The organism is Paenibacillus sp. FSL H7-0942, from assembly GCF_045040715.1.
In the GTDB taxonomy this organism is placed as follows: domain Bacteria; phylum Bacillota; class Bacilli; order Paenibacillales; family Paenibacillaceae; genus Paenibacillus; species Paenibacillus amylolyticus.
Window position 1 is genome coordinate 1,087,352 of the sequence record NZ_CP150279.1, and the last position, 18,425, is coordinate 1,105,776.

Annotated in this window: 16 protein-coding genes; 12 read left to right on the forward strand and 4 right to left on the reverse strand. The window is 45.7% G+C overall.

Features of this window, described 5'->3' with window-relative positions:
• Positions 1-7 precede the first annotated feature (7 nt).
• On the forward strand, positions 8-478 hold the full coding sequence (locus tag MHI48_RS04885; protein ID WP_076329784.1) for an SMI1/KNR4 family protein: 471 nt from the start codon (positions 8-10) through the stop codon (positions 476-478).
• Positions 479-509: 31 nt separating this feature from the next.
• Positions 510-1,388, forward strand: coding sequence for a LysR family transcriptional regulator (locus tag MHI48_RS04890; protein WP_076329783.1), 879 nt, complete (start codon positions 510-512; stop codon positions 1,386-1,388).
• On the opposite strand, the gene MHI48_RS04895 is transcribed toward MHI48_RS04890, so the two are convergent.
• Entirely contained in the window at positions 1,385-2,374 is a 990-nt protein-coding gene (locus MHI48_RS04895; protein ID WP_340936916.1) for an aldo/keto reductase family protein, read from the reverse strand. The two genes, MHI48_RS04890 and MHI48_RS04895, sit on opposite strands and share 4 nt — an antisense overlap.
• 105 nt (positions 2,375-2,479) lie before the next feature.
• A complete protein-coding gene (locus MHI48_RS04900; protein WP_076329781.1) occupies positions 2,480-3,514 on the reverse strand; it encodes a PocR ligand-binding domain-containing protein in 1,035 nt (344 codons plus the stop codon).
• Positions 3,515-3,819: 305 nt separating this feature from the next.
• Here MHI48_RS04900 and MHI48_RS04905 point away from each other — a divergent pair, with 305 nt between their 5' ends.
• The 5 genes from MHI48_RS04905 to MHI48_RS04925 all read left to right on the forward strand — a co-directional run bounded on the left by MHI48_RS04905 (position 3,820) and on the right by MHI48_RS04925 (position 12,208).
• Complete coding sequence (locus tag MHI48_RS04905; RefSeq protein ID WP_017690500.1) at positions 3,820-4,962, forward strand: glycerol dehydrogenase; 1,143 nt, start codon at positions 3,820-3,822, stop codon at positions 4,960-4,962.
• The gene (dhaK, locus tag MHI48_RS04910; RefSeq protein WP_405143214.1) at positions 4,962-6,731 is read left to right on the forward strand and encodes a dihydroxyacetone kinase subunit DhaK; all 1,770 of its coding nucleotides are present in this window, start codon (positions 4,962-4,964) and stop codon (positions 6,729-6,731) included. The genes MHI48_RS04905 and dhaK overlap by 1 nt, the downstream gene beginning before the upstream one ends.
• A 261-nt stretch (positions 6,732-6,992) precedes the next feature.
• Positions 6,993-9,140: a hypothetical protein gene (locus MHI48_RS04915; RefSeq protein WP_076329779.1), complete on the forward strand. Its 2,148-nt coding sequence runs from the start codon at positions 6,993-6,995 to the stop codon at positions 9,138-9,140.
• Positions 9,141-9,603: 463 nt separating this feature from the next.
• Positions 9,604-10,782, forward strand: a complete 1,179-nt coding sequence (locus MHI48_RS04920) for an alanyl-tRNA editing protein (RefSeq protein ID WP_076329778.1) — start codon at positions 9,604-9,606, stop codon at positions 10,780-10,782.
• A 121-nt stretch (positions 10,783-10,903) separates the two neighbouring features.
• Complete coding sequence (locus tag MHI48_RS04925; RefSeq protein WP_076329777.1) at positions 10,904-12,208, forward strand: DUF1963 domain-containing protein; 1,305 nt, start codon at positions 10,904-10,906, stop codon at positions 12,206-12,208.
• A 604-nt stretch (positions 12,209-12,812) separates the two neighbouring features.
• Here the strand turns inward: MHI48_RS04925 and MHI48_RS04930 are convergent.
• Positions 12,813-13,160: a DUF1801 domain-containing protein gene (locus MHI48_RS04930; protein WP_076329776.1), complete on the reverse strand. Its 348-nt coding sequence runs from the start codon at positions 13,158-13,160 to the stop codon at positions 12,813-12,815.
• Positions 13,157-13,732 (reverse strand): GNAT family N-acetyltransferase, encoded by a 576-nt coding sequence (locus MHI48_RS04935; protein WP_179086603.1) that lies wholly within the window; start codon positions 13,730-13,732, stop codon positions 13,157-13,159. Before MHI48_RS04935 ends, MHI48_RS04930 begins: the two co-directional genes overlap by 4 nt.
• A 255-nt stretch (positions 13,733-13,987) precedes the next feature.
• Between MHI48_RS04935 and MHI48_RS04940 the strand changes: the two genes are divergently transcribed.
• The 5 genes from MHI48_RS04940 to MHI48_RS04960 all read left to right on the forward strand — a co-directional run bounded on the left by MHI48_RS04940 (position 13,988) and on the right by MHI48_RS04960 (position 18,370).
• Positions 13,988-14,443, forward strand: a complete 456-nt coding sequence (locus tag MHI48_RS04940; RefSeq protein WP_076329775.1) for a GNAT family N-acetyltransferase — start codon at positions 13,988-13,990, stop codon at positions 14,441-14,443.
• Between the two features lie 166 nt (positions 14,444-14,609).
• Positions 14,610-14,891, forward strand: coding sequence for a hypothetical protein (locus tag MHI48_RS04945; protein ID WP_076329774.1), 282 nt, complete (start codon positions 14,610-14,612; stop codon positions 14,889-14,891).
• Between the two features lie 137 nt (positions 14,892-15,028).
• The gene (locus tag MHI48_RS04950; RefSeq protein ID WP_076329773.1) at positions 15,029-16,381 is read left to right on the forward strand and encodes an amino acid permease; all 1,353 of its coding nucleotides are present in this window, start codon (positions 15,029-15,031) and stop codon (positions 16,379-16,381) included.
• Positions 16,382-16,670: 289 nt separating this feature from the next.
• A complete protein-coding gene (locus tag MHI48_RS04955; RefSeq protein WP_076329772.1) occupies positions 16,671-18,059 on the forward strand; it encodes a WXG100 family type VII secretion target in 1,389 nt (462 codons plus the stop codon).
• Between the two features lie 20 nt (positions 18,060-18,079).
• Positions 18,080-18,370 (forward strand): hypothetical protein, encoded by a 291-nt coding sequence (locus MHI48_RS04960; RefSeq protein WP_047841737.1) that lies wholly within the window; start codon positions 18,080-18,082, stop codon positions 18,368-18,370.
• Positions 18,371-18,425: the final 55 nt, after the last annotated feature.

The following is an 18,425-nucleotide window of genomic DNA, read 5'->3' on the forward strand; positions in this document are numbered from 1 at the left end:
AGTTCAAGTGACGTCAATAGAATTGAAACCGATTCGTGATCTTTTGGTCAAGGCCTACGATACAACAATGGGAGATGGATGTACTCCTGAGAAACAACAGAGCATTGAGGATTTTGAGCAAAAGCATAATGTAAAACTGCCCGCAGCGTATCGCGCACTTTTGCTTGAATTCGGTGCATGTAACTTCGGCGACCCTGCCTTGTATTCGGTGAAAGAACTGAGCTGGGCTTATCCGGATTTTTTGGAAGTATACCGTGAATATGAGAAAGAATACGAGCTGCCAGCTGACCTCCAGCCTTTCCCGATTGGTGGATTTGGTGAAGGAAGTACGGCCATACTGGATCAAAATTCAGGCAAGGTGCTGATGTTGATCCACGATGCAGGGGAAACTCCTCTGCGGGAGATTGCTGTGGACTTTAATGAATTGATGACGATGCTGGCTGAGTCGGCAATCTGGGTTCAGGAACAGATGAATTAACAAGGTAGACGGAAGGATGCGCAATTGGCTTATGGATATTCGGAAGTTAAGATACTTTATCACCGTGGCAGAAGAACTTCATTTTCACCGTGCAGCGGAAAAATTAAATATGACGCAACCACCGCTGAGCCAGCAGATTCAGAATCTGGAGGAAGAGCTTGGCGTGAAGCTGTTGGAGCGCACGAGGAAAATGGTTCGTCTTACCCCGGCAGGCGCGGTATTTCTGGAACAGGCCAGGCTAATCATGGCCCAGCTCGAACGATCCATTCAGCTTACGCAAAAAGCAGATCAGGGCATCATCGGGCATATAACCATAGCCTTTGTGGATTCGGCTTCGGGGAGCATTATGGTGGATGTTCTTAGGAAATTTCGCGCTGCATATCCGCAGATTGAATTGACGCTGCGTGAGATGACTTCGTCCCAACAATTGCAGGCACTGGAAGACGGACAGATCCATATTGGATTTTTGAGATATCAGGAAGATACTCGTCATGTCTCGTTCCGCCCCTGCCAGATGGAAACGTTGATTGCCGTATTGCCAGATCATCACCCGTTGGCTTCTCAGACTCAAGTTTCAATTCGAGAACTGGCGGATGAAGATTTTATTTTATTCCCAAGGCATCTGGGTTCTCCGTTCCATCGTCTCGTTCTGGATTATTGCAGGGAGCATGGCGTAGACCCTCGAATTACGCAGGAAGCGATCCAGATGTATACGATTGTGAATCTCGTTGCGGCTGGCATGGGCATTTCCATTGTTCCGTCCTCGGTGGATGTGTTCCAGCGTAAGGGTGTAGTCTTTCTTCCATTACAAGAAAATCCGCCCTCCGTACCGTTGTACACGGCATGGCGGACGGATATGAATCAGGAAGTGGTATCCCGTTTTATGAACTTTGTTGATGAATGTGTTTAACCCGTCTTGGTTGGATCACGCTCAATCCATGGATTCAATACTTCATCAATACGAGTCATGATCGCAGGGTCCAGTTTCACACCAGAAGCTTTTACATTCTCCAATACCTGCTCTGGCCGGGATGCACCGATAATGACGGAACTAACATACGTATGCTGAAGAACCCACGCCACAGCGAGTTGGGGGAGAGTTAGACCAATCTCTTTAGCGAGTGGAACAAGTTGTTGCACAGCGGTAAGAACATCTTCACGTAACCACTGACCAGCCAGTTTATTGAAAAAGGGTGCTCCTGCCTCAGCAGCTGCACGTGATCCGGTGGGCAATGCTGCGTTAGGCGCATATTTGCCTGATAGTATACCCTGAGCAAGAGGAGACCATGTGATCTGTCCCAGCCCTGCTTGATCGCTTGCAGGTACGACTTCTTGCTCAATCACACGCCACAACATCGAATATTGCGGCTGACTTGCAATGAAGGGGACATGAAGTTCCCGCGCCAAAGCGGCTCCTCTTGCAATCTGATCTGCGTTCCATTCACTTACGCCAATGTAATGGACTTTGCCCTGACGCACCAAATCGGAGAATGCCAGAAACGTCTCTTCCAGCGGAGTGTTGTAATCATAACGGTGAGCGTAATAGACATCGATATAATCCGTCTGTAGCCGCCGTAATGAACCATTGCAGGCTTCCATGATGTGTTTACGTGAAAGTCCGCGGTCATTATGACCTGTGCCGGTTGGGTGACAGACTTTGGTGCACAGTTCAATACTTTCTCTTCGTATATCCTTAAGAGCCTGTCCCAGTACGGACTCTGCCTTGGTATTGGAGTACACATCTGCGGTATCAAATGTGGTAATACCTGCATCCAATGCGGTTCGCACACAAGCTTCTGCTATTCCATCCTCGACTTGCGCTCCATGCGTAATCCAGTTGCCGAGTGAAATCTCACTGACGGTTAATCCACTGTTTCCTAATTTGCGATATTCCATTCATGTCGCCTCCCTAAGTCATCTGGACTCCATTGTAACAATGGCAGATTAATAGGTGAAATATCTTTTAACCTCATCTTTGATACGAAAAAAGTATCAGTGAACCTATATTTTCTCCTGGAGGTATTTGCGATAGAGAGCAGGCGTAATTTCCTCGAACTTTTTGAATATTTTGATAAAATATCCCGATTCATTAAATCCCAGCTCATCACTGATCTGTGAGACAGGCATGTCGGTGACCTCCAGCAATTGTTTAGCCCACTTAATCTTGAGTTTAGCCAGATAGGTTGTGAAGTTCTCACCGGTTTCCTTGGCAAACAGTCTGCTGAAATAACTCGGACTCAGGTGGCATAGATCGGCCATTTGTTTGAGTGAAACCTGCTCACTCTTGTGACTGTGAATGTATTCAAAAGCAGGCTGAAGCACCGGGCTGGAGCTTTCCGTGTCACTTGGGCTGTTCTTCAGATAAGCATCCGCTATCGCATTGGTCATCTCTTTTTTGATCGACTCGATATTACGAATGGAGTAACCCGGCAAAATGGTGGAGAGGTTTAGAGTCTCCTGATTGCCTGAAGCTTTTTCGAACATTTCAACTAACAGATTTTTGTTTAGCGCTTCTTCCACAATGTAGTTGCAGAGCAGGGATAACATGTTAGAGATTTTCACAATCTCTTCATAGGTCATCACAGGTAGCTGGGCGTAATCATCCTTTAATTCCTCCAACTTGGCTGCATGCAGGGGTACGTTTTTGGACGTGACAATTTGCTCCAAGTCGCTACCCTTTTCCGGATCGGCGAGTTTCACTTGTCCTGCCATGACGGCACCGATATATTTGCCATCAATCGTGATTGGAATCGCGATATCAATAATATTGAAATGGCATAAATACACATAAGGTTCATTCAATCGAACGGCTTCCAGACCACCGCGTGAATCACATTTTTGACAGTAGGGGAGAAGCTCCGGATCTTTACGGACATTCTGGCAGAAAGCCTGACAGCTGCTGTGACTGGTTACGGGAATGCCTTTATAATCAACGGTGAGGATCGCCAGTTTGGTTACTGTTGCGAGAGAATCTTGTAGACGCTTCCATTTATTAAGGTCCAGAATTTTATTGATATGCAGATATTCTTTGATCATTGGTGCAACCTCCATAGGCTAACCAGATTCATAATTTAGGCCGTTAAAAGTTAGCAAGTTGTACATATTAAGATGTATTGATGACGGGTAATGTATAATGGGAGGTCAAAATTCAACCATCTCATGACAATAAGATACCATGATTGTGCCAAAAAGCAAAAAATTACGATTGTAAATTATAATAATTTGTTATCAAAGTCCACTGTAAACCTGCTGCTCATGCGTTATATTAAGGTCAATTGTAAGAAATTAAAATTTGATGTAATCACTACACTATTTCATATCCTTAGGAGGCATATAATATTATGAGAAAAGCATTTATCAGCCCAACTAAATATGTACAAGGCGAAGACGAGTTGTTGAACTTGGGGTACTTTGTTAAATCCTTCGGAGAATCTGCTTTGCTGATTGCACATCCAGATGATGTACAGCGTGTCAAAGCAAAGCTGGATGCAACAGCCGAGAAATTTAATATTACGTTTGTTGAAAGCGGTTTTAAAGGGGAATGTTCCCGTGAGGAAGTTGCTCGTCTGCAAGCGATCGCAAAGGAAAAAGGATGTGACTCTACCATCGGTCTTGGTGGTGGTAAAGCCATTGATGCGGCTAAATGTGTAGCTGAAGGTGAAGCACTGATCATCTGCCCAACGATTGCGGCAACAGACGCACCGACAAGTCACTCCGCTGTATTGTACACACCGGATGGTTCTTTTGATGACTATGCTTACTTCAAACAAAGCCCGAGTGTGGTACTCGTTGATACAACGGTAATTGCTAATGCACCAACACGTTTCCTCGTATCCGGTATGGGAGATGCGCTCTCTACATACTTCGAAGCAAGAGCAACAGCGAAATCTTATTCCCGTGTAAACGCAAGTCTGCCAATGGGTTCCCGCGAAGGATATACCCCATCTGCAGTAGGTACGAATGCGGCACTTGCATTGGCAAAATTGTGTTATGAAATGCTGCTGACTGATGGTGCAAAAGCGAAAGTAGCGAGTGACAGCAACGTTGTGACACAAGCCCTGGAAAACATCGTTGAGACTAACATTCTGTTGTCAGGTCTTGGATTCGAAAGTGGCGGTCTGGCCGCAGCACATGCGATCCACAACGGTTTGACTGTTCTGGAAGGCACACATCATTTCTTCCACGGTGAAAAAGTATCCTTCGGTACAATCGCACAACTCGTCCTTGAAAATGCACCAACTGAAGAGCTGCATGAAGTCATGGACTTCTGTCTCGAAGTGGGACTGCCGATCAGCTTGGCGGATATCGGTGTAGATACGATTAGTCAGGAAGAACTGTTGAAAGTGGCAGAGATCGCTTGTATTCCGGAAGAATCCATTCACGCCATGCCGTTCCCAATCACCGTTCCTGAAGTAGCTGCTGCCATTGCAGCGGCTGACCGCATGGGCCGTGAGTACAAAGCAGCTCGCCGGGAGGTAAAATAATGAAGAAAATTATTAACCAGGCCGAACATGTTGTTATTGAAATGTGCAACGGGATTGCGCTTGCACACCCGGAGCTTGAATTTCTGAAAAAATATAAAGTCATCAAACGCAGAGAGATTCAGGCTGATAAAGTCAGTCTGATCAGTGGCGGAGGCAGCGGACATGAACCGGCTCACGCTGGTTATGTGGGTAAAGGCATGCTGGATGCAGCGGTGTGTGGAGATGTATTCGCATCTCCTTCCCAAATCCAGGTTTATCAAGCGATCAAGGCAACAGCCAGCAACAAGGGTACACTCTTGATCATCAAGAACTACAGCGGCGACATGATGAACTTCAAAAATGCAGCACATCTGGCTGAAGAAGATGGCATCAACGTACAGTATGTACGTGTTGAGGATGACATCGCTGTACAAGACAGTTTGTATACCGTTGGGCGTCGCGGCGTTGCCGGAACTGTACTGGTTCACAAGATCGCCGGAGCAGCAGCCGAAGAAGGCCGCAGTCTGGCTGATGTGAAATCCGTTGCTGAGAAAGCAGCTCAGAACGTGCGCAGTATTGGTTTTGGATTCACATCCTGTACGGTGCCCGCCAAAGGCACGCCTACATTCGAAATTGCTGAAGATGAGATGGAATTCGGCGTAGGGATTCATGGTGAGCCAGGGATTCGCCGGGAGAAAATCGTATCGGCTGATGAATTGGCAGGACGTATGGTCGAAGCATTGCTCGCAGACATGAAGCTGGATAAGGATGCATCCGCTGAGATTGCGGTGCTCGTGAATGGTTTTGGTGCAACACCACTGCAAGAACTGTATCTGCTCAACAATTCCGTTCAGCGTGAGCTTGCTGGACATGCAGGTCTGAAGGTCGCTACTACGTTTGTAGGCAACTACATGACAAGTATCGATATGGCGGGTGCGTCGGTTACGATCCTGAAACTGGATGATGAACTAAAAACGCTGTTGTTCAAGGAAAGTGATACACCTGCATTTAAAGTATCCGGCCCTCCAGCAGCACAAGTGGCGTATTCCGAAGCGCTGGAAGCTGTTGTGGGTGAAGATGCTCCCGTATCTTACGAAGTGGAGACGGATGCATCAGCTGCGGTCATCAAAGGCAATCAATTTTCACTGAACAATGTCGTCTATCTGATCGATAAAATGGGCGAGATCATCATCAAGAACGAGGTACCGTTCTGTGAACTGGATTCACATGCCGGTGATGGCGATTTCGGTATGAGTGTGGCAAAAGGCTTCCGCCAGTTGAAACGCGAATGGAATCACATCATTAACGAAGATAAAAAAGACATCGGATCATTTCTCGATGCATGTTCCTTGGTCATCATGGAATATTGTGGTGGCGCATCCGGCCCAATCTGGGGTTCGGCATTCCGTGCAGCTGGCAAAGCAGTAGGGGATAAACAGCAATTAAACGTTGCTGAATTCGCTGAGATGATCCATGCAGCGGTGCAAGGGATTCAGTATACAGGAGAACGTTCCTTCGGACGTGGTGCCGTTGTAGGTGATAAAACCTTGATCGATGCACTCGTTCCGTGTGCCGATTCCTGGACTCAAAGTGCGGAGTCTGGCGATGACTTCAAAACAGCATTTGCCAAAGGTGCAGCAGCAGCCGTTGAAGGTGCGAAGAAAACGGAAGACATCGTGGCACGTATGGGACGTGCAGGTGCCGTCGGCGATCGTAGTCTGGGCTACCCGGATGCTGGCGCGTATGCGCTGGGTGTTATTTTCACAGAATTATCTGAGTCGATGAAATAAGATTGGTCACGGGTTTGCCCAGCGTCATTCATCAGACAGGTATAGAGATTGAGTCAGCAAACGTTAAGCTACTATGCAGCAAGTGACACAGGTAATGGCGCCGGACGTCCGGCGCCGTTATGTGTGCCTTTTTTAGGCCATACTAAGTCAATTTTTACATGTTATCATTTACATCTAATTTGAATAGCTCTTTGGACGTATCTACAATGCACTATTATTCATTCATTTATCTAGTATTTTATATTTATTAAGGGGACCTTTATGAGAACAGTCACATCATTCTTAAAAAAACCGCAGGGGTTGTTGGTTTTATCACTCGTTTTGGTCATTTTCGGCAGCTTGTTTGCTGGAATGTTCAACTCTTCCTTTTATTCCGTTAAGGTCAAAGAGATCAAATTCCAAGCCGATCACGGCACGCTATCGGGTCTGCTCTACATGCCTAAAGGGGCAGGTGCGGATGATAAACGTCCGGTCATTATTACAACACATGGATATCTGAATACGAAAGAAATGCAGGATGCACCTGCTATTGAGATGTCCCGACGCGGCTATATTGTGCTTGCACTGGACATGTATGACCACGGGGATTCCCGCTGGAGTGCAGATATTCCGGTAAAGGATCTGTTCGGAACGTTCTGGATATACTCGCAGTTTGATGCAGCCAAATATATTTATGAGCAGGACTTCACCAAGAAAGATGAGAAAGGCAATGCCTACGTGGCAGTCAGCGGTCACTCCATGGGTGGGTTCTCAACGCTGTTGTCAATGTACATGGACGAGATGAGTTCCCTTCAAACAGGATACCGTATGATCTACACAGGCATCTCAGCAGGTGCGGATTACTCTTACGCTGCGGCGGTTGCGCCACAGGATCAGCTTCAGGCTGCATTTGGCAGTCGGACGGTGGGCATGGTCGCGGGGAAATATGACGAGTTTTTCTTCAACAAATCAGATGAAGAGAAAACAGCCGCGGAGAAAGAAGTACAAGGTACGGTGACTCGCAAGGATTTTGCAGCAACGGCTTCGGGTAAAGCCTTCCTTGGCCTTGCACCTGATGCGCCAAGAGGTACGACCGATACATTTACCAAAGTACCATCCGGCGATCTGACCGTAGACGGAAAAGTGGTACGTCCTTCCCAAACGGGTGAGCATATTCTGTTTACACCTAATCAGACTCACCCATGGAACCATTTCTCGCGTACAACAACTGGGCATCTAATCGACTTCTATGCACATGCATTTAATGGTGTGACGTCGCCTAATCAGACCAATGTGAATCTGGATTCGGGCAATCAGATCTGGTGGGCGAAAGAGGCATTTAACTTTGTCGCTCTGATTGGATTCTTCTTGATGATTGTGCCGCTGATTACGTTGTTGATCAGACTGCCGTTCTTGCGCAAAACGGTAACGGGAGAGATTGCAACGGTGTCCGCAGCAGTCAGTGGGAAACAAAAATCAATCTATTGGCTTGCTATCGCATTCAGCACCCTGATTCCAGCGGTCTTATTCCCAACCTTGATGGATAAAGAGGCAAATGGATTGAATGTGCTTCGCATCATCGCTCTGATTGTACTTGCCGTGAGTGTGCTTGGAGCCATTATTGGGTTCGTGATGGCTGGAAGCAAGAAGAACGACTATACATCAAGCCGCCGGATGAAAAATATTGCGGTAGGCAGCGTGCTTCTGGCTGTTGTGTCCCTAGTGATGTGGCTTGTCTTCCAATATGCAGACAAGATTGTGGTTACAAGTTCGTACTTCAATGAACCAACAACGAACCAGATTGTGTATTGGGCGTTGGTTTCGGCGTTAATTATGATCCTGGTGACCTTTGCCTTCCATTATTTCTCTAAAAAGGATGCAGGAACCCGTTTCAGCGATTATGGTATCAGCTTGAATCCTGTTACGATCATTGCCAGCTTGGTGACCGCGGTGCTCGCAGTAGTCATCGGATACGCATTGCTGTTTGTAGTGCAGGCGATCTTCGGAACAGATTTCCGGATCTGGACGTTTGCGGTCCGTACGTTCGAGAGTGAACACTTCATTACCGCCTTACGGTATACACCGTTCTTCCTGATTTATTACTTTGTCAGTGCAGTTGCTCTGAATGCCAACACACGCGGCAAACGTAGCGGAACGTTACTGACGATTGTACTGAATGTTGGCGGGTTGGTGCTGTGGTTGCTGGTGCAATACGGCAAAGACTTTATGACAGGTGTGGCGTTGTATCCAGGTCAGGCATTGAATGGCATTTTGCTCTTTGCACTGGTGCCTTGTCTCATCATCGCTGCCGTGTATGCACGCAAAATGTTTGAAAAAACGAATAATGTATGGCTCGCCGCATTTGTGAACACATTATTGTTCACGATGGTTACGGTGGCGAATACCGCCCTGTTCTGGAATTTGGTTTAATGTAAAAAAAGACATGGAATGCACCTAGGACTATACTTGACCACTCCGATTGCAGACCATACTTGATTTGACACTCAGGAACTACACAGACAGAAAACCTTTCGATCTCTCTTATCCCCGGATTTTAATGATTTTCCCCCTGAAGGTAGAAATCCGGTGATAAAGGAGCACGCTTCGCTTCTTCAGGTCCTTTCTGTCTGCTTCGCTCTTGTGTCTATAATAAGTAATATGTCTGCAATCTCCGTTCCGGTGTAATCATAGCTCAAACCATATCCAACGTTACATTAAACGTGGATATAAGTAAGGGACCGCTCTGTAGCTTGGCTTACAGAGCGGTCTTTTTGATATGGGGGAGCGATCTTATGTGCCTTAAATTGGATTCGCAGTTCCAGATAGTGTAATCTGGAGGTTAGGTGCAGATCGGTAAAAAACCATTTGAACGAGAAGGGATCGGGATGATTCAATGACGCAAAAAATCTATTATGACTCTGCTTATACAAGAGAGTGGCATACAACGATTACAGACAGAGTAGACAAGGAAGACGGTGTATATGTCACGCTGGCGGAGACTGCTTTTTACCCGCATGGGGGCGGACAACCTTGTGATCTGGGACAAATTGGTGGCATCGCTGTTCTGGATGTGAACATTGAAGATGGCGAAGTATGGCATAAGCTGGAACGTACCCCTGAAGAGACTGAGGTACATTGTGAGATTGACTGGGAGCGCAGATTCGATCATATGCAGCAGCATACGGGTCAGCATTTGTTATCGGCAATCACTCTAAAGCTGACTGAAGCGATGACCCTCAGTTTCCATCTCGGTACGGAGTATGACACGATTGATGTGGCTACGGCTGAACTGGGAGCGAATCAATTAACCGCCATTGAACAAGAAGTGAATCGTCAGATCTATCGTAACGCTCGCATCAACACGTCTTGGGTTACAGCAGAAGAGGCTGCACAGTTACCATTGGTGAAGCAACCTACGGTAACGGAAGACATTCGCATCGTCGAGATCGAGGGTGTGGAGTATAACGCCTGCGGTGGAACGCATGTGTCGGCGACGGGTGAGATTGGGATCATCAAACTGTTGAAAACTGAAAAAGTGAAGGGCGGCACCCGCATTTATTTCAAATGTGGAACAAGAGCCCTGAGTGAATTCACAGCTACACAAAACGTGCTCAATAGCATCATGGTTAAATTAAAGACCAGCAAGGACGAATTATTGGAACGTATTGAGAAAATGGAACTGGAGCAAAAACAGCTACAAACCGAGCTGAATGCAGTAAAAACAACCAATGATGCCTATTATGCGGAGGAACTTCTGGCCGCTCGGCAAGGGCTGGTAATTGCTCAGGTCTTTGAAGACAAATCGCTCAAGGATATGCAGAGTCTTGCTACCAAGCTGACGGCAGACCATGAGGGGCTTGTACTCTTTGCCAGTATCTCAGAGGCCAAAGTAGTTCTGGCACAGAACGGCCAGCCGCCTGAATGGGCTTGTGGACCTTTCTTCAAAGGTAATCTTGGAGCATACCAGGGTAAAGGTGGAGGCAGTGAAAAGATGGCTCAAGCAGGCTTTGCCAGCAGTGAAGATGCGCTTGCCTTTTACGAATTTACCAAGGACCAGTTGGGACATCACTGATTCGTATTTTCCTTTATGGTACACGCAGGTATTTAAATATGGAGTAAGGGACAAGCACGTCACGTTGTGGCGTGTTTGTCATGGCATGATGAAGCGAGCAGATAGTAGAGGGGGTGGAGGGATGACAGAACGAATTCCGTGTATACGGGAAGGGTGTGCAAATACCATTTTACCAGCAACAGCGTTGAAAACGGGTGGTTATTGCATGCCCTGCAAGCAGGAGATGGAACGCGAGGAGCGCCAGAGATACATTGAAGCGAATCGACGTGACGTGAACCTGTATGCAGGTATCACAGACCCGGTCGAAGTTTTGAAAATCATGCACAAACCTCAGGTTCGCGATCCACTAATTCGTTATACACCCTATGAACAATCCGAGGAACAAGTATATCTATCCTTGTCTGTAGAGCAACAAGATCAGATGAAGGATTACGCGATGCAACGGATTCGTACAGGTGATGAAGATACGGGCAAAGACATTCTGGTATATCTGGTCTGCTACCATGATATATCGTTGACTGCCGAAATTCCTGAGCTGCTGGAACAGGAGATATATTATCCTGCCATTTTGTATAAAAGTGCCTCGGGTGAGGCTCGTGATCATCTCTTGCAGCAGGTGGATACCGATGATGAGAATCGGAACCACATATTGCTCATGCTGGCCCATATCGGAGATGATGTTGTCGTGCGGCAGTTCCGGCAGTGGAGACAATCTCCTCCATCTTGGGCGAACGAATTATACGTGGCACCTGAGCATTACACCACTGAAGCTGGTTGGGAGCTTACAAAAGACGGGCAGCGCAGGGAATTATTCATCACCCCAAGTTATTCACTCTATAAAGTAAAAGAGAATGAAGGACCTAACGTGGAGTTAACCGGAAGTTCACTATCGATGCTGAACCCTAGCGCCAATTGCTGTCCATGGTGTGGCAATGCGTTAACCACCTTAATTAGTCTGGATGTTAAGCATCCAGCATTGAATGACGTTTCTTGGCATGCTCAGCAACTTCAGATACGGACTTGCGTGATATGCAGCAGTTACGGTGTGGTTTACATGGAGCTGGACGTAGCAGGGGAACCGTTATGGAGTTCACATAATGTCATGCCTGCGGGAATGGAAGAGATTGACCTGGACGACTATGGTAAACTTGCACCGGATGTTGGCCAGCAGTTTGGGATTGCGAATGCATCGCGTCATGCATTCCATGCCAGTGAGTGGGCGATGGAGCCATCGTTATCTCAGGTCGGCGGCCATCCGGGATGGGTTCAAGATGCGGAGTACCCAACATGTCCACGCTGTTCCACGAGAATGAAGGCTGTCGCACAACTGGACTGGGGCGAGGTTGAGAAATATGGTGAGGGTATGTATTACATGTTCATATGTGAGCCGTGTCAGATGACCGCCGTATCGTACCAGCAATCTTGATGGTGGAAGCTAGTATATAACATTATAAGCAATTATAAGCAGTCATCTTATTATGATATTACACCGCTTTTAAGGTTGGAATGACAGTAGTAGACAGACTATAACAAAGGGGCATCCCGAAGTTCTTGGAACTTCATGGGATGCCCCTTTGCCCTGCGCAGGATGGATGTGAGATATCTTTGCTACAGCCAGTCGTTTATGCTATTTATTTAGCCGCCAGAGTGAGAATGGGTTGTTTTTTCTACGTGCAGAGGCCGCTTGTCGTACTCACACAGTCTAACGAACCTAGCACGTCTTATTGGGTGAATTTGCAGCAGTATAGAATTCTAACGAATCATAGCCACTCTATTTCTCCAATTGTCATGGTTTTTCGAAGAAAATCGAAGGGGTTTCTGTAATAAGACTGCTGAGATTCGTTAGAATTTCATATGTTTTTAAAACTGCGATATAAGGTATGTCCGATTCGTTAGCGCTTGCCACAAACCTAACCCTAACCCTAAACTCACCCCATACATACCACCCGCACATTACGGCCCACACCATACGTTTCGCACATTACTACCTAAGTTACTACTTCGGCGTATGTGCTCTTCACTACATCTCTCTACAATTCCGCAGATGCCTGCTTTAACAAATCAGCCAACCATTCATAGTCCGGCGTATCTTTTTCCTTGAGTTTGATCGTTTTTCGTTCTTCCGGGCCTTCAAATATCCCATCGGGGAGATCGAGTCCAGTTGCATTGAAGATGGTGAAAGACATGGCTTGTTTGGAAGGCGAGATGACCGCAGCGTACTTTCCGTTTTTCAAAAAATGAGGTTTCTTGTATTGTACGCGTTCTTGTACGTCAGGGATGGTATCATGCACTAACTGGCGCAATTGTTCAGCGACTTGTACTTGCCAGGGGATCTGAATCTGTTCAATAAACGCAGTAACTTCTGCATTCTTGGTCATACTTGTTCACCCTCCGTATGGATCTGATTGTGTGTTTCCCATTCTGGTCTTAGGATTCCCATCATCAAGCGGTCATAACGCTTACCATCACGATATACAGCTGAGCGTGCACGACCTTCCAACTGAAAACCAACCTTTTCATAGGAACGGATTGCTTTGGCATTGTAGGCGATGACATCGAGACCAACTCGGTCCAGATTCATCTCATTGAACGCATATCGTAAAATAAGATTCAACGCTTCCGTGCCATATCCCTTGTTGCGATGTTTGGCAAGTCCGATGCCAATGGCAAGCTGTCCGCAGCGGTTGTTCCATTCAATGCCATGAATGACGACAAAACCAATCAGCGTATCCTCTTCATGCGTGCGAAGTCTGAAGTAAACTTCCTTGTTCTTCGTTTCGCCCTCATCCTCCAACTGTTTCTCCGAATAGGGAATGGCCAGGTCAGTATCCACATTCCGAAGGTACTCCGGGTCTTCGTTCCATTGCAGCATGGTCTGCACGTCTTCAGAGCGTGGTGGCGTCATCTTTAATCGTTTGCTATAAAACAGGTTATCCGTAGTGAGTGTCATAGGGGTCTCCTTTAAATTAAGTTAAGCTTGCTTCACCTTAGTTCCACGTTTAACTCTATGTATATTTCGCAATAGACCTCGCCCCTTTGGCATATGATAGCCTCATCATACTGGAAATTATAGGTGAATCACAATAGCGTATTTCAGTGGATATAAGTAACCTCTTGTCATAAAACCTAACACGGTAGTAAGATAAAATGATTGATATACATTCAGTGATAAAACCAATAAAAATGTCGGCGGGAGTGGTACGTTATGGAGATCAAAGTGGATGATTTGAGTGGAGTACAAGTTAAGGCATTAATCGCTGAGCACTTGCAAGGGATGGCAGCAGATTCGCCTCCAGAAAGTATTCATGCGTTGAATCTGGATGGACTCAAGGAGCCCGAAATTACTTTCTGGTGTGCTTGGGAAGGGGACGACTTGCTCGGCTGCGGGGCTATCAAAGAACTTGATCTAGAGCATGCAGAACTGAAGTCGATGCGCACTGCTTCAGCTCATATGAGAAAAGGCGTCGCGAGAAAAATTTTGGCTCATATTATGGAGGTTGCCACAGACCGTGGTTATAAGCGAATCAGTCTGGAGACGGGTTCAATGGATTCATTTATCCCGGCACGGAAGTTGTACGAAGACTTCGGATTTGAATATTGCGAACCATTCGCAGATTATATATGGGACCCGAACAGCACGTTTATGACAAAAAAAATCTAAGTGGAATCGCATGAGAAACCAGAATTCTGTTTTTTTACAGGACGCTGGTTTTTTAATTTTGCAACATATCGTACATTTTAAGAGATGGAAAAAGAGTAGAATAAACTAAATAATACAGCATTAAAACAACGTGGCCTTGTGACGAAGAATGTGGAGGGAGTCGTGCATGATATATTGGTGGTTCGATGATATGAATCCGCTGTTTGCTGTCTTGGTGTTATGTCCCATCATTGCTGTGGTGCTTGGAGTATGCAGTTATTTTGCCAATTCGTTTAGACTCTGGGTAGCGCTGGTTATATCTTTTATGCTGCCTTTGTTGTATATCGCGAGTGATCTTTCAACATGGGGTAGTAACATAGGCGCTTGGTTCATCTATGGGGCAGGGTACATTTTGCTAACCTGGATTGCACACAGATTGCTTCGTGCCATTGTGGGGTATAAAACATAGGTTATGTCCATATATTTTTGGGATGAATTGGCCATGAGGAACTTCTGGGCTGATTGATGGACAATAGGGTATACTGGACATTATGTCTATGAAACAAGACAGCATTACAGACGTTTTTTACATCAGGAGGACTTGAATTGGCTCAGACAGAAGGAACACTACAGAAGAAGCTTAAACCAAGACACATCAGTTTTATGGCTATGGGTGGTGTCATTGGAACGGGAATTTTCAAAGGCAGTGCAGAGACGATTGGACTCGCGGGTCCGGGCGTTATTGTCACGTATATTTTTGCCGGATTATTGCTGCTGGTTGTTATGGCCGCGATGGCGGAGATGGCTACGGTGTACAAGAACAAAAATATGAAAGACTTCGTGCAGGAGGCATTTGGTAGCAGAGTTTCCTTTGTTATGGGATGGATGTACTGCTTTCTATGGTTATCGGTGTGTGTCATTGAGGTGATTGCCGCCGGGAGTTTTTTGCAGTATTGGTTCAGTGAAGTACCGCTGTGGATGCTGAGTCTGGCTTGTGCGGCGTTCATTATACTGGTTAATCTGTTAAGTGTAGGTGTGTTCGGGGAATTTGAGTTTTGGCTGGCCGGGATCAAAATTGCCATGATCATTATTTTTATCTTCCTGGGTGCAGGATTGATCTTTGGCATTATCCCAAGTGACAATACCCCTTATCTGCAAAATTATACGCAAGCAGGCGGATTCTTCCCGAACGGATGGTCATCGATCTTCTCGGCACTGCTTGTGGTCATGTTCTCCTATGGGGGATCGGAGCTGATTGGTCTGACCCTGACCGAGACGGAAAATGCAGAAAAGGTTATGCCCAAAATCGTGGGCAATTTCATGCTCAGAATTATTCTGTTCTTCACCTTGCCGATTCTCATCATCTGTGGTCTTATCCCATGGAATGAGATCGGGCCGGAGAGCAGTCCATTTGTACAGGTGCTTGCATCCACGGGACTACCGGGAGCAGCACACATAATGAACTTTATTTTGGTGACTGCCGTTCTGTCTGCTGCGAATTCAGGGATCTATGGTGCATCCCGGATGATGCACTCCATGGCAGTGGGTGGGGAAGCTCCGAAGGCATTGTCACAGACGAATCGCAATGGTAGCCCTGTTAACACACTTCTGGTGTGCTCAGTAGTTTTGCTCGGAGGTTCCTTGCTTGGCCTGTTCGCGCAGGATCAACTGTTCCGCGTATTGCTCGCAGTTCCGGGGTTTGTCGTAATCCTTGTGTGGATCTGTATTGCCTCATCACAGTTGAAACTGCGGAAGAGATATCCGGTTCAACCGACCTTCAAAGTTTGGGGATTCCCTTATATAACCGGAGTTGTTGTACTATGTCTTAGTGTAATTGCGGTGATGTTTGTGTTTGATGAAGGTAATCGGTTCAGCATTAGCATCTGTCTTGCCGTGCTTGCGTTGCTGATTATCTGGTCCCTAATTCGATTCAGAAGGACGAATGGACGAACAGTTTAGTATGAATGGGTAGTATGCAAATGTAGAACAACATGACATCTCGGCGCTTGCGGCGGGGTGTTTTTTGTATTCAGTAAGGTAATGGTTTTATTTTGGAACTAGAGCCTCTGTTTTTGTTATAACTGGGACAAATTAGGGGTAATACGAACTAGATAAATAAACCGGCAGTCTCTACGAAATGATCTGTGTTCACTTTATAATAAAAGCGCATCTGTACATATGAATCTTATAGCATTCTAAACAACAAATGTTCGTATAACAACGAAATATATTTAGAACGAGGTCTCACATGACAACGATAAAAGTAACTCCTGAACAGTTGATATCTGTCTCGAAACAATTTACAACAGCTCAGAATCAGGTTTTTCAGATGAATAACATCTTGAAACAACATTTATACGAAATCGAAAGACAGTGGGATGGCAGCACGAAGGAAAGGTTTTATGTTGATTTTATAGTTGCGCAGCGGGTGATGGATGACTTTGTCTCACTATCTTTATCTATTGCCAAAGAGCTTGAAGGGCATGCGGAAAAATTCAGACTTGCTGATCAGCAAGCTGTACAATCCTATGATGTGAGTTGCGTACCACCACCGCCAGATGAATGCAGGGCACCAGCAACCGACACCCGTAATGCTTTTCAGAAGTCTGCTGATAGTTTAGTCGAATTGGGACAAGCCTTTATGCAATCTGCGGATGATCGATATCAAAAGCGTTATGATAGTGTAGGTGGTTTTCTGGATTATTGGACATTTGGTATTCCAAGTGGTCTTGTTCAGGGGTATGTAGACAGGGCGGATAAAGCATTCAACTCCCCGAATGATGCTGCCAACTGGCTCACATTTGGTATCCATGGGACGATACGGGAAGCCACCTTTCCGACCAATGCCTGGTCCAGTGAACACTGGGCGAATATGATTGGGTTGGGAGGGCTGATGGTTGGTGGGGGTTATGCTTCCACGATGATCAAGCCGCATAATCTTCTGACTTCGTCGGAAGGCGGCGCGAAGATTAATTCATTCAATCGTCCGCCTGGTACAGGGCAGTTAACAGGTAGTTTTAATGGACATCAAGATCAACGCCTTCGAGTTCTGGATAACATTGCTGAGAGTAAAAAGGCGAGAGAATCCTCTAAGTTTTCCGAGTATCTGGAGAAGGAAAAAGAGGCGGGGACAGGGGATTATCGACAAATTTCATCAGATGGTTTAAGAAATGAAATAGAACTAACAGATGCTCAGAAAACTGAATTGGTTAGTTACTCTGTAAGATTAGGTTTTCCGGAAGAGAATATAGTATTTCGAGAACATTGGAATACCGGTATGATGTATGACAGACTGTATATCAATACAGATGTTTTACCAGCAGAGTCTCTTGGAATAGGCACATTAAGTGCGAATACACGTGTTTCGGGTAGAGCTACTATAGCCCATGAGATTATTGGACATTATGAAGCGTTTAAAAGCGGAAAAGCTTTCGAATTATATAATCTTGATGATGCAACCTATGCGCGAAATTTTGCGTTGGACGAAGCACAAGCCAGTATAAGAGCGGCGAGATTTGCCCCAGAGTTAACTTCTGTAGAGAGAATGACACTACTCAGAGATGCGATTACGAGATTGAAAAATGCAGATCTCCGTGTAAAGGATGTAAAAAACGAACTTTATATTCAACATAGATAGAAGGAGAAGGGATTGTAATTATGTATAAATTAATGAATGTTGGAGATATTTTTGAATCGTCAGAACATGGCACTATTTTAGTGGGAATCAATCCTGATCTTGATAATCTGAGCCATGATCAAATTAAAAAGCGAATCAATAATTATATTTTTGTACGAACACCTGACAATAAAGAATTTTCAATAGAAGTGGTTTCAATACAAATCTCAAGTTCGTTAATGAATAAAAAAAGTATTGGTATATGTGTTGGTAAATCAATAAGCCAATCCGAGATCCCTATTAACTCAGTAGTGTATACACAAAACTCCTAATACTGATCCAATGGACAAAGCTACCACAGCCATGATAGCGTTTTTATGCAAACCC

Bases quoted from the DNA above. Each gene is read 5' to 3' on its own strand.
- MHI48_RS04890 (WP_076329783.1), top strand. From the start codon at position 510: ATGGATATTCGGAAGTTAAGATACTTTATCACCGTGGCAGAAGAACTT.
- MHI48_RS04895 (WP_340936916.1), bottom strand. From the start codon at position 2,374: ATGGAATATCGCAAATTAGGAAACAGTGGATTAACCGTCAGTGAGATT.
- MHI48_RS04900 (WP_076329781.1), bottom strand. From the start codon at position 3,514: ATGATCAAAGAATATCTGCATATCAATAAAATTCTGGACCTTAATAAA.
- MHI48_RS04905 (WP_017690500.1), top strand. From the start codon at position 3,820: ATGAGAAAAGCATTTATCAGCCCAACTAAATATGTACAAGGCGAAGAC.
- dhaK (WP_405143214.1), top strand. From the start codon at position 4,962: ATGAAGAAAATTATTAACCAGGCCGAACATGTTGTTATTGAAATGTGC.
- MHI48_RS04915 (WP_076329779.1), top strand. From the start codon at position 6,993: ATGAGAACAGTCACATCATTCTTAAAAAAACCGCAGGGGTTGTTGGTT.
- MHI48_RS04920 (WP_076329778.1), top strand. From the start codon at position 9,604: ATGACGCAAAAAATCTATTATGACTCTGCTTATACAAGAGAGTGGCAT.
- MHI48_RS04925 (WP_076329777.1), top strand. From the start codon at position 10,904: ATGACAGAACGAATTCCGTGTATACGGGAAGGGTGTGCAAATACCATT.
- MHI48_RS04930 (WP_076329776.1), bottom strand. From the start codon at position 13,160: ATGACCAAGAATGCAGAAGTTACTGCGTTTATTGAACAGATTCAGATC.
- MHI48_RS04935 (WP_179086603.1), bottom strand. From the start codon at position 13,732: ATGACACTCACTACGGATAACCTGTTTTATAGCAAACGATTAAAGATG.
- MHI48_RS04940 (WP_076329775.1), top strand. From the start codon at position 13,988: ATGGAGATCAAAGTGGATGATTTGAGTGGAGTACAAGTTAAGGCATTA.
- MHI48_RS04945 (WP_076329774.1), top strand. From the start codon at position 14,610: ATGATATATTGGTGGTTCGATGATATGAATCCGCTGTTTGCTGTCTTG.
- MHI48_RS04955 (WP_076329772.1), top strand. From the start codon at position 16,671: ATGACAACGATAAAAGTAACTCCTGAACAGTTGATATCTGTCTCGAAA.
- MHI48_RS04960 (WP_047841737.1), top strand. From the start codon at position 18,080: ATGTATAAATTAATGAATGTTGGAGATATTTTTGAATCGTCAGAACAT.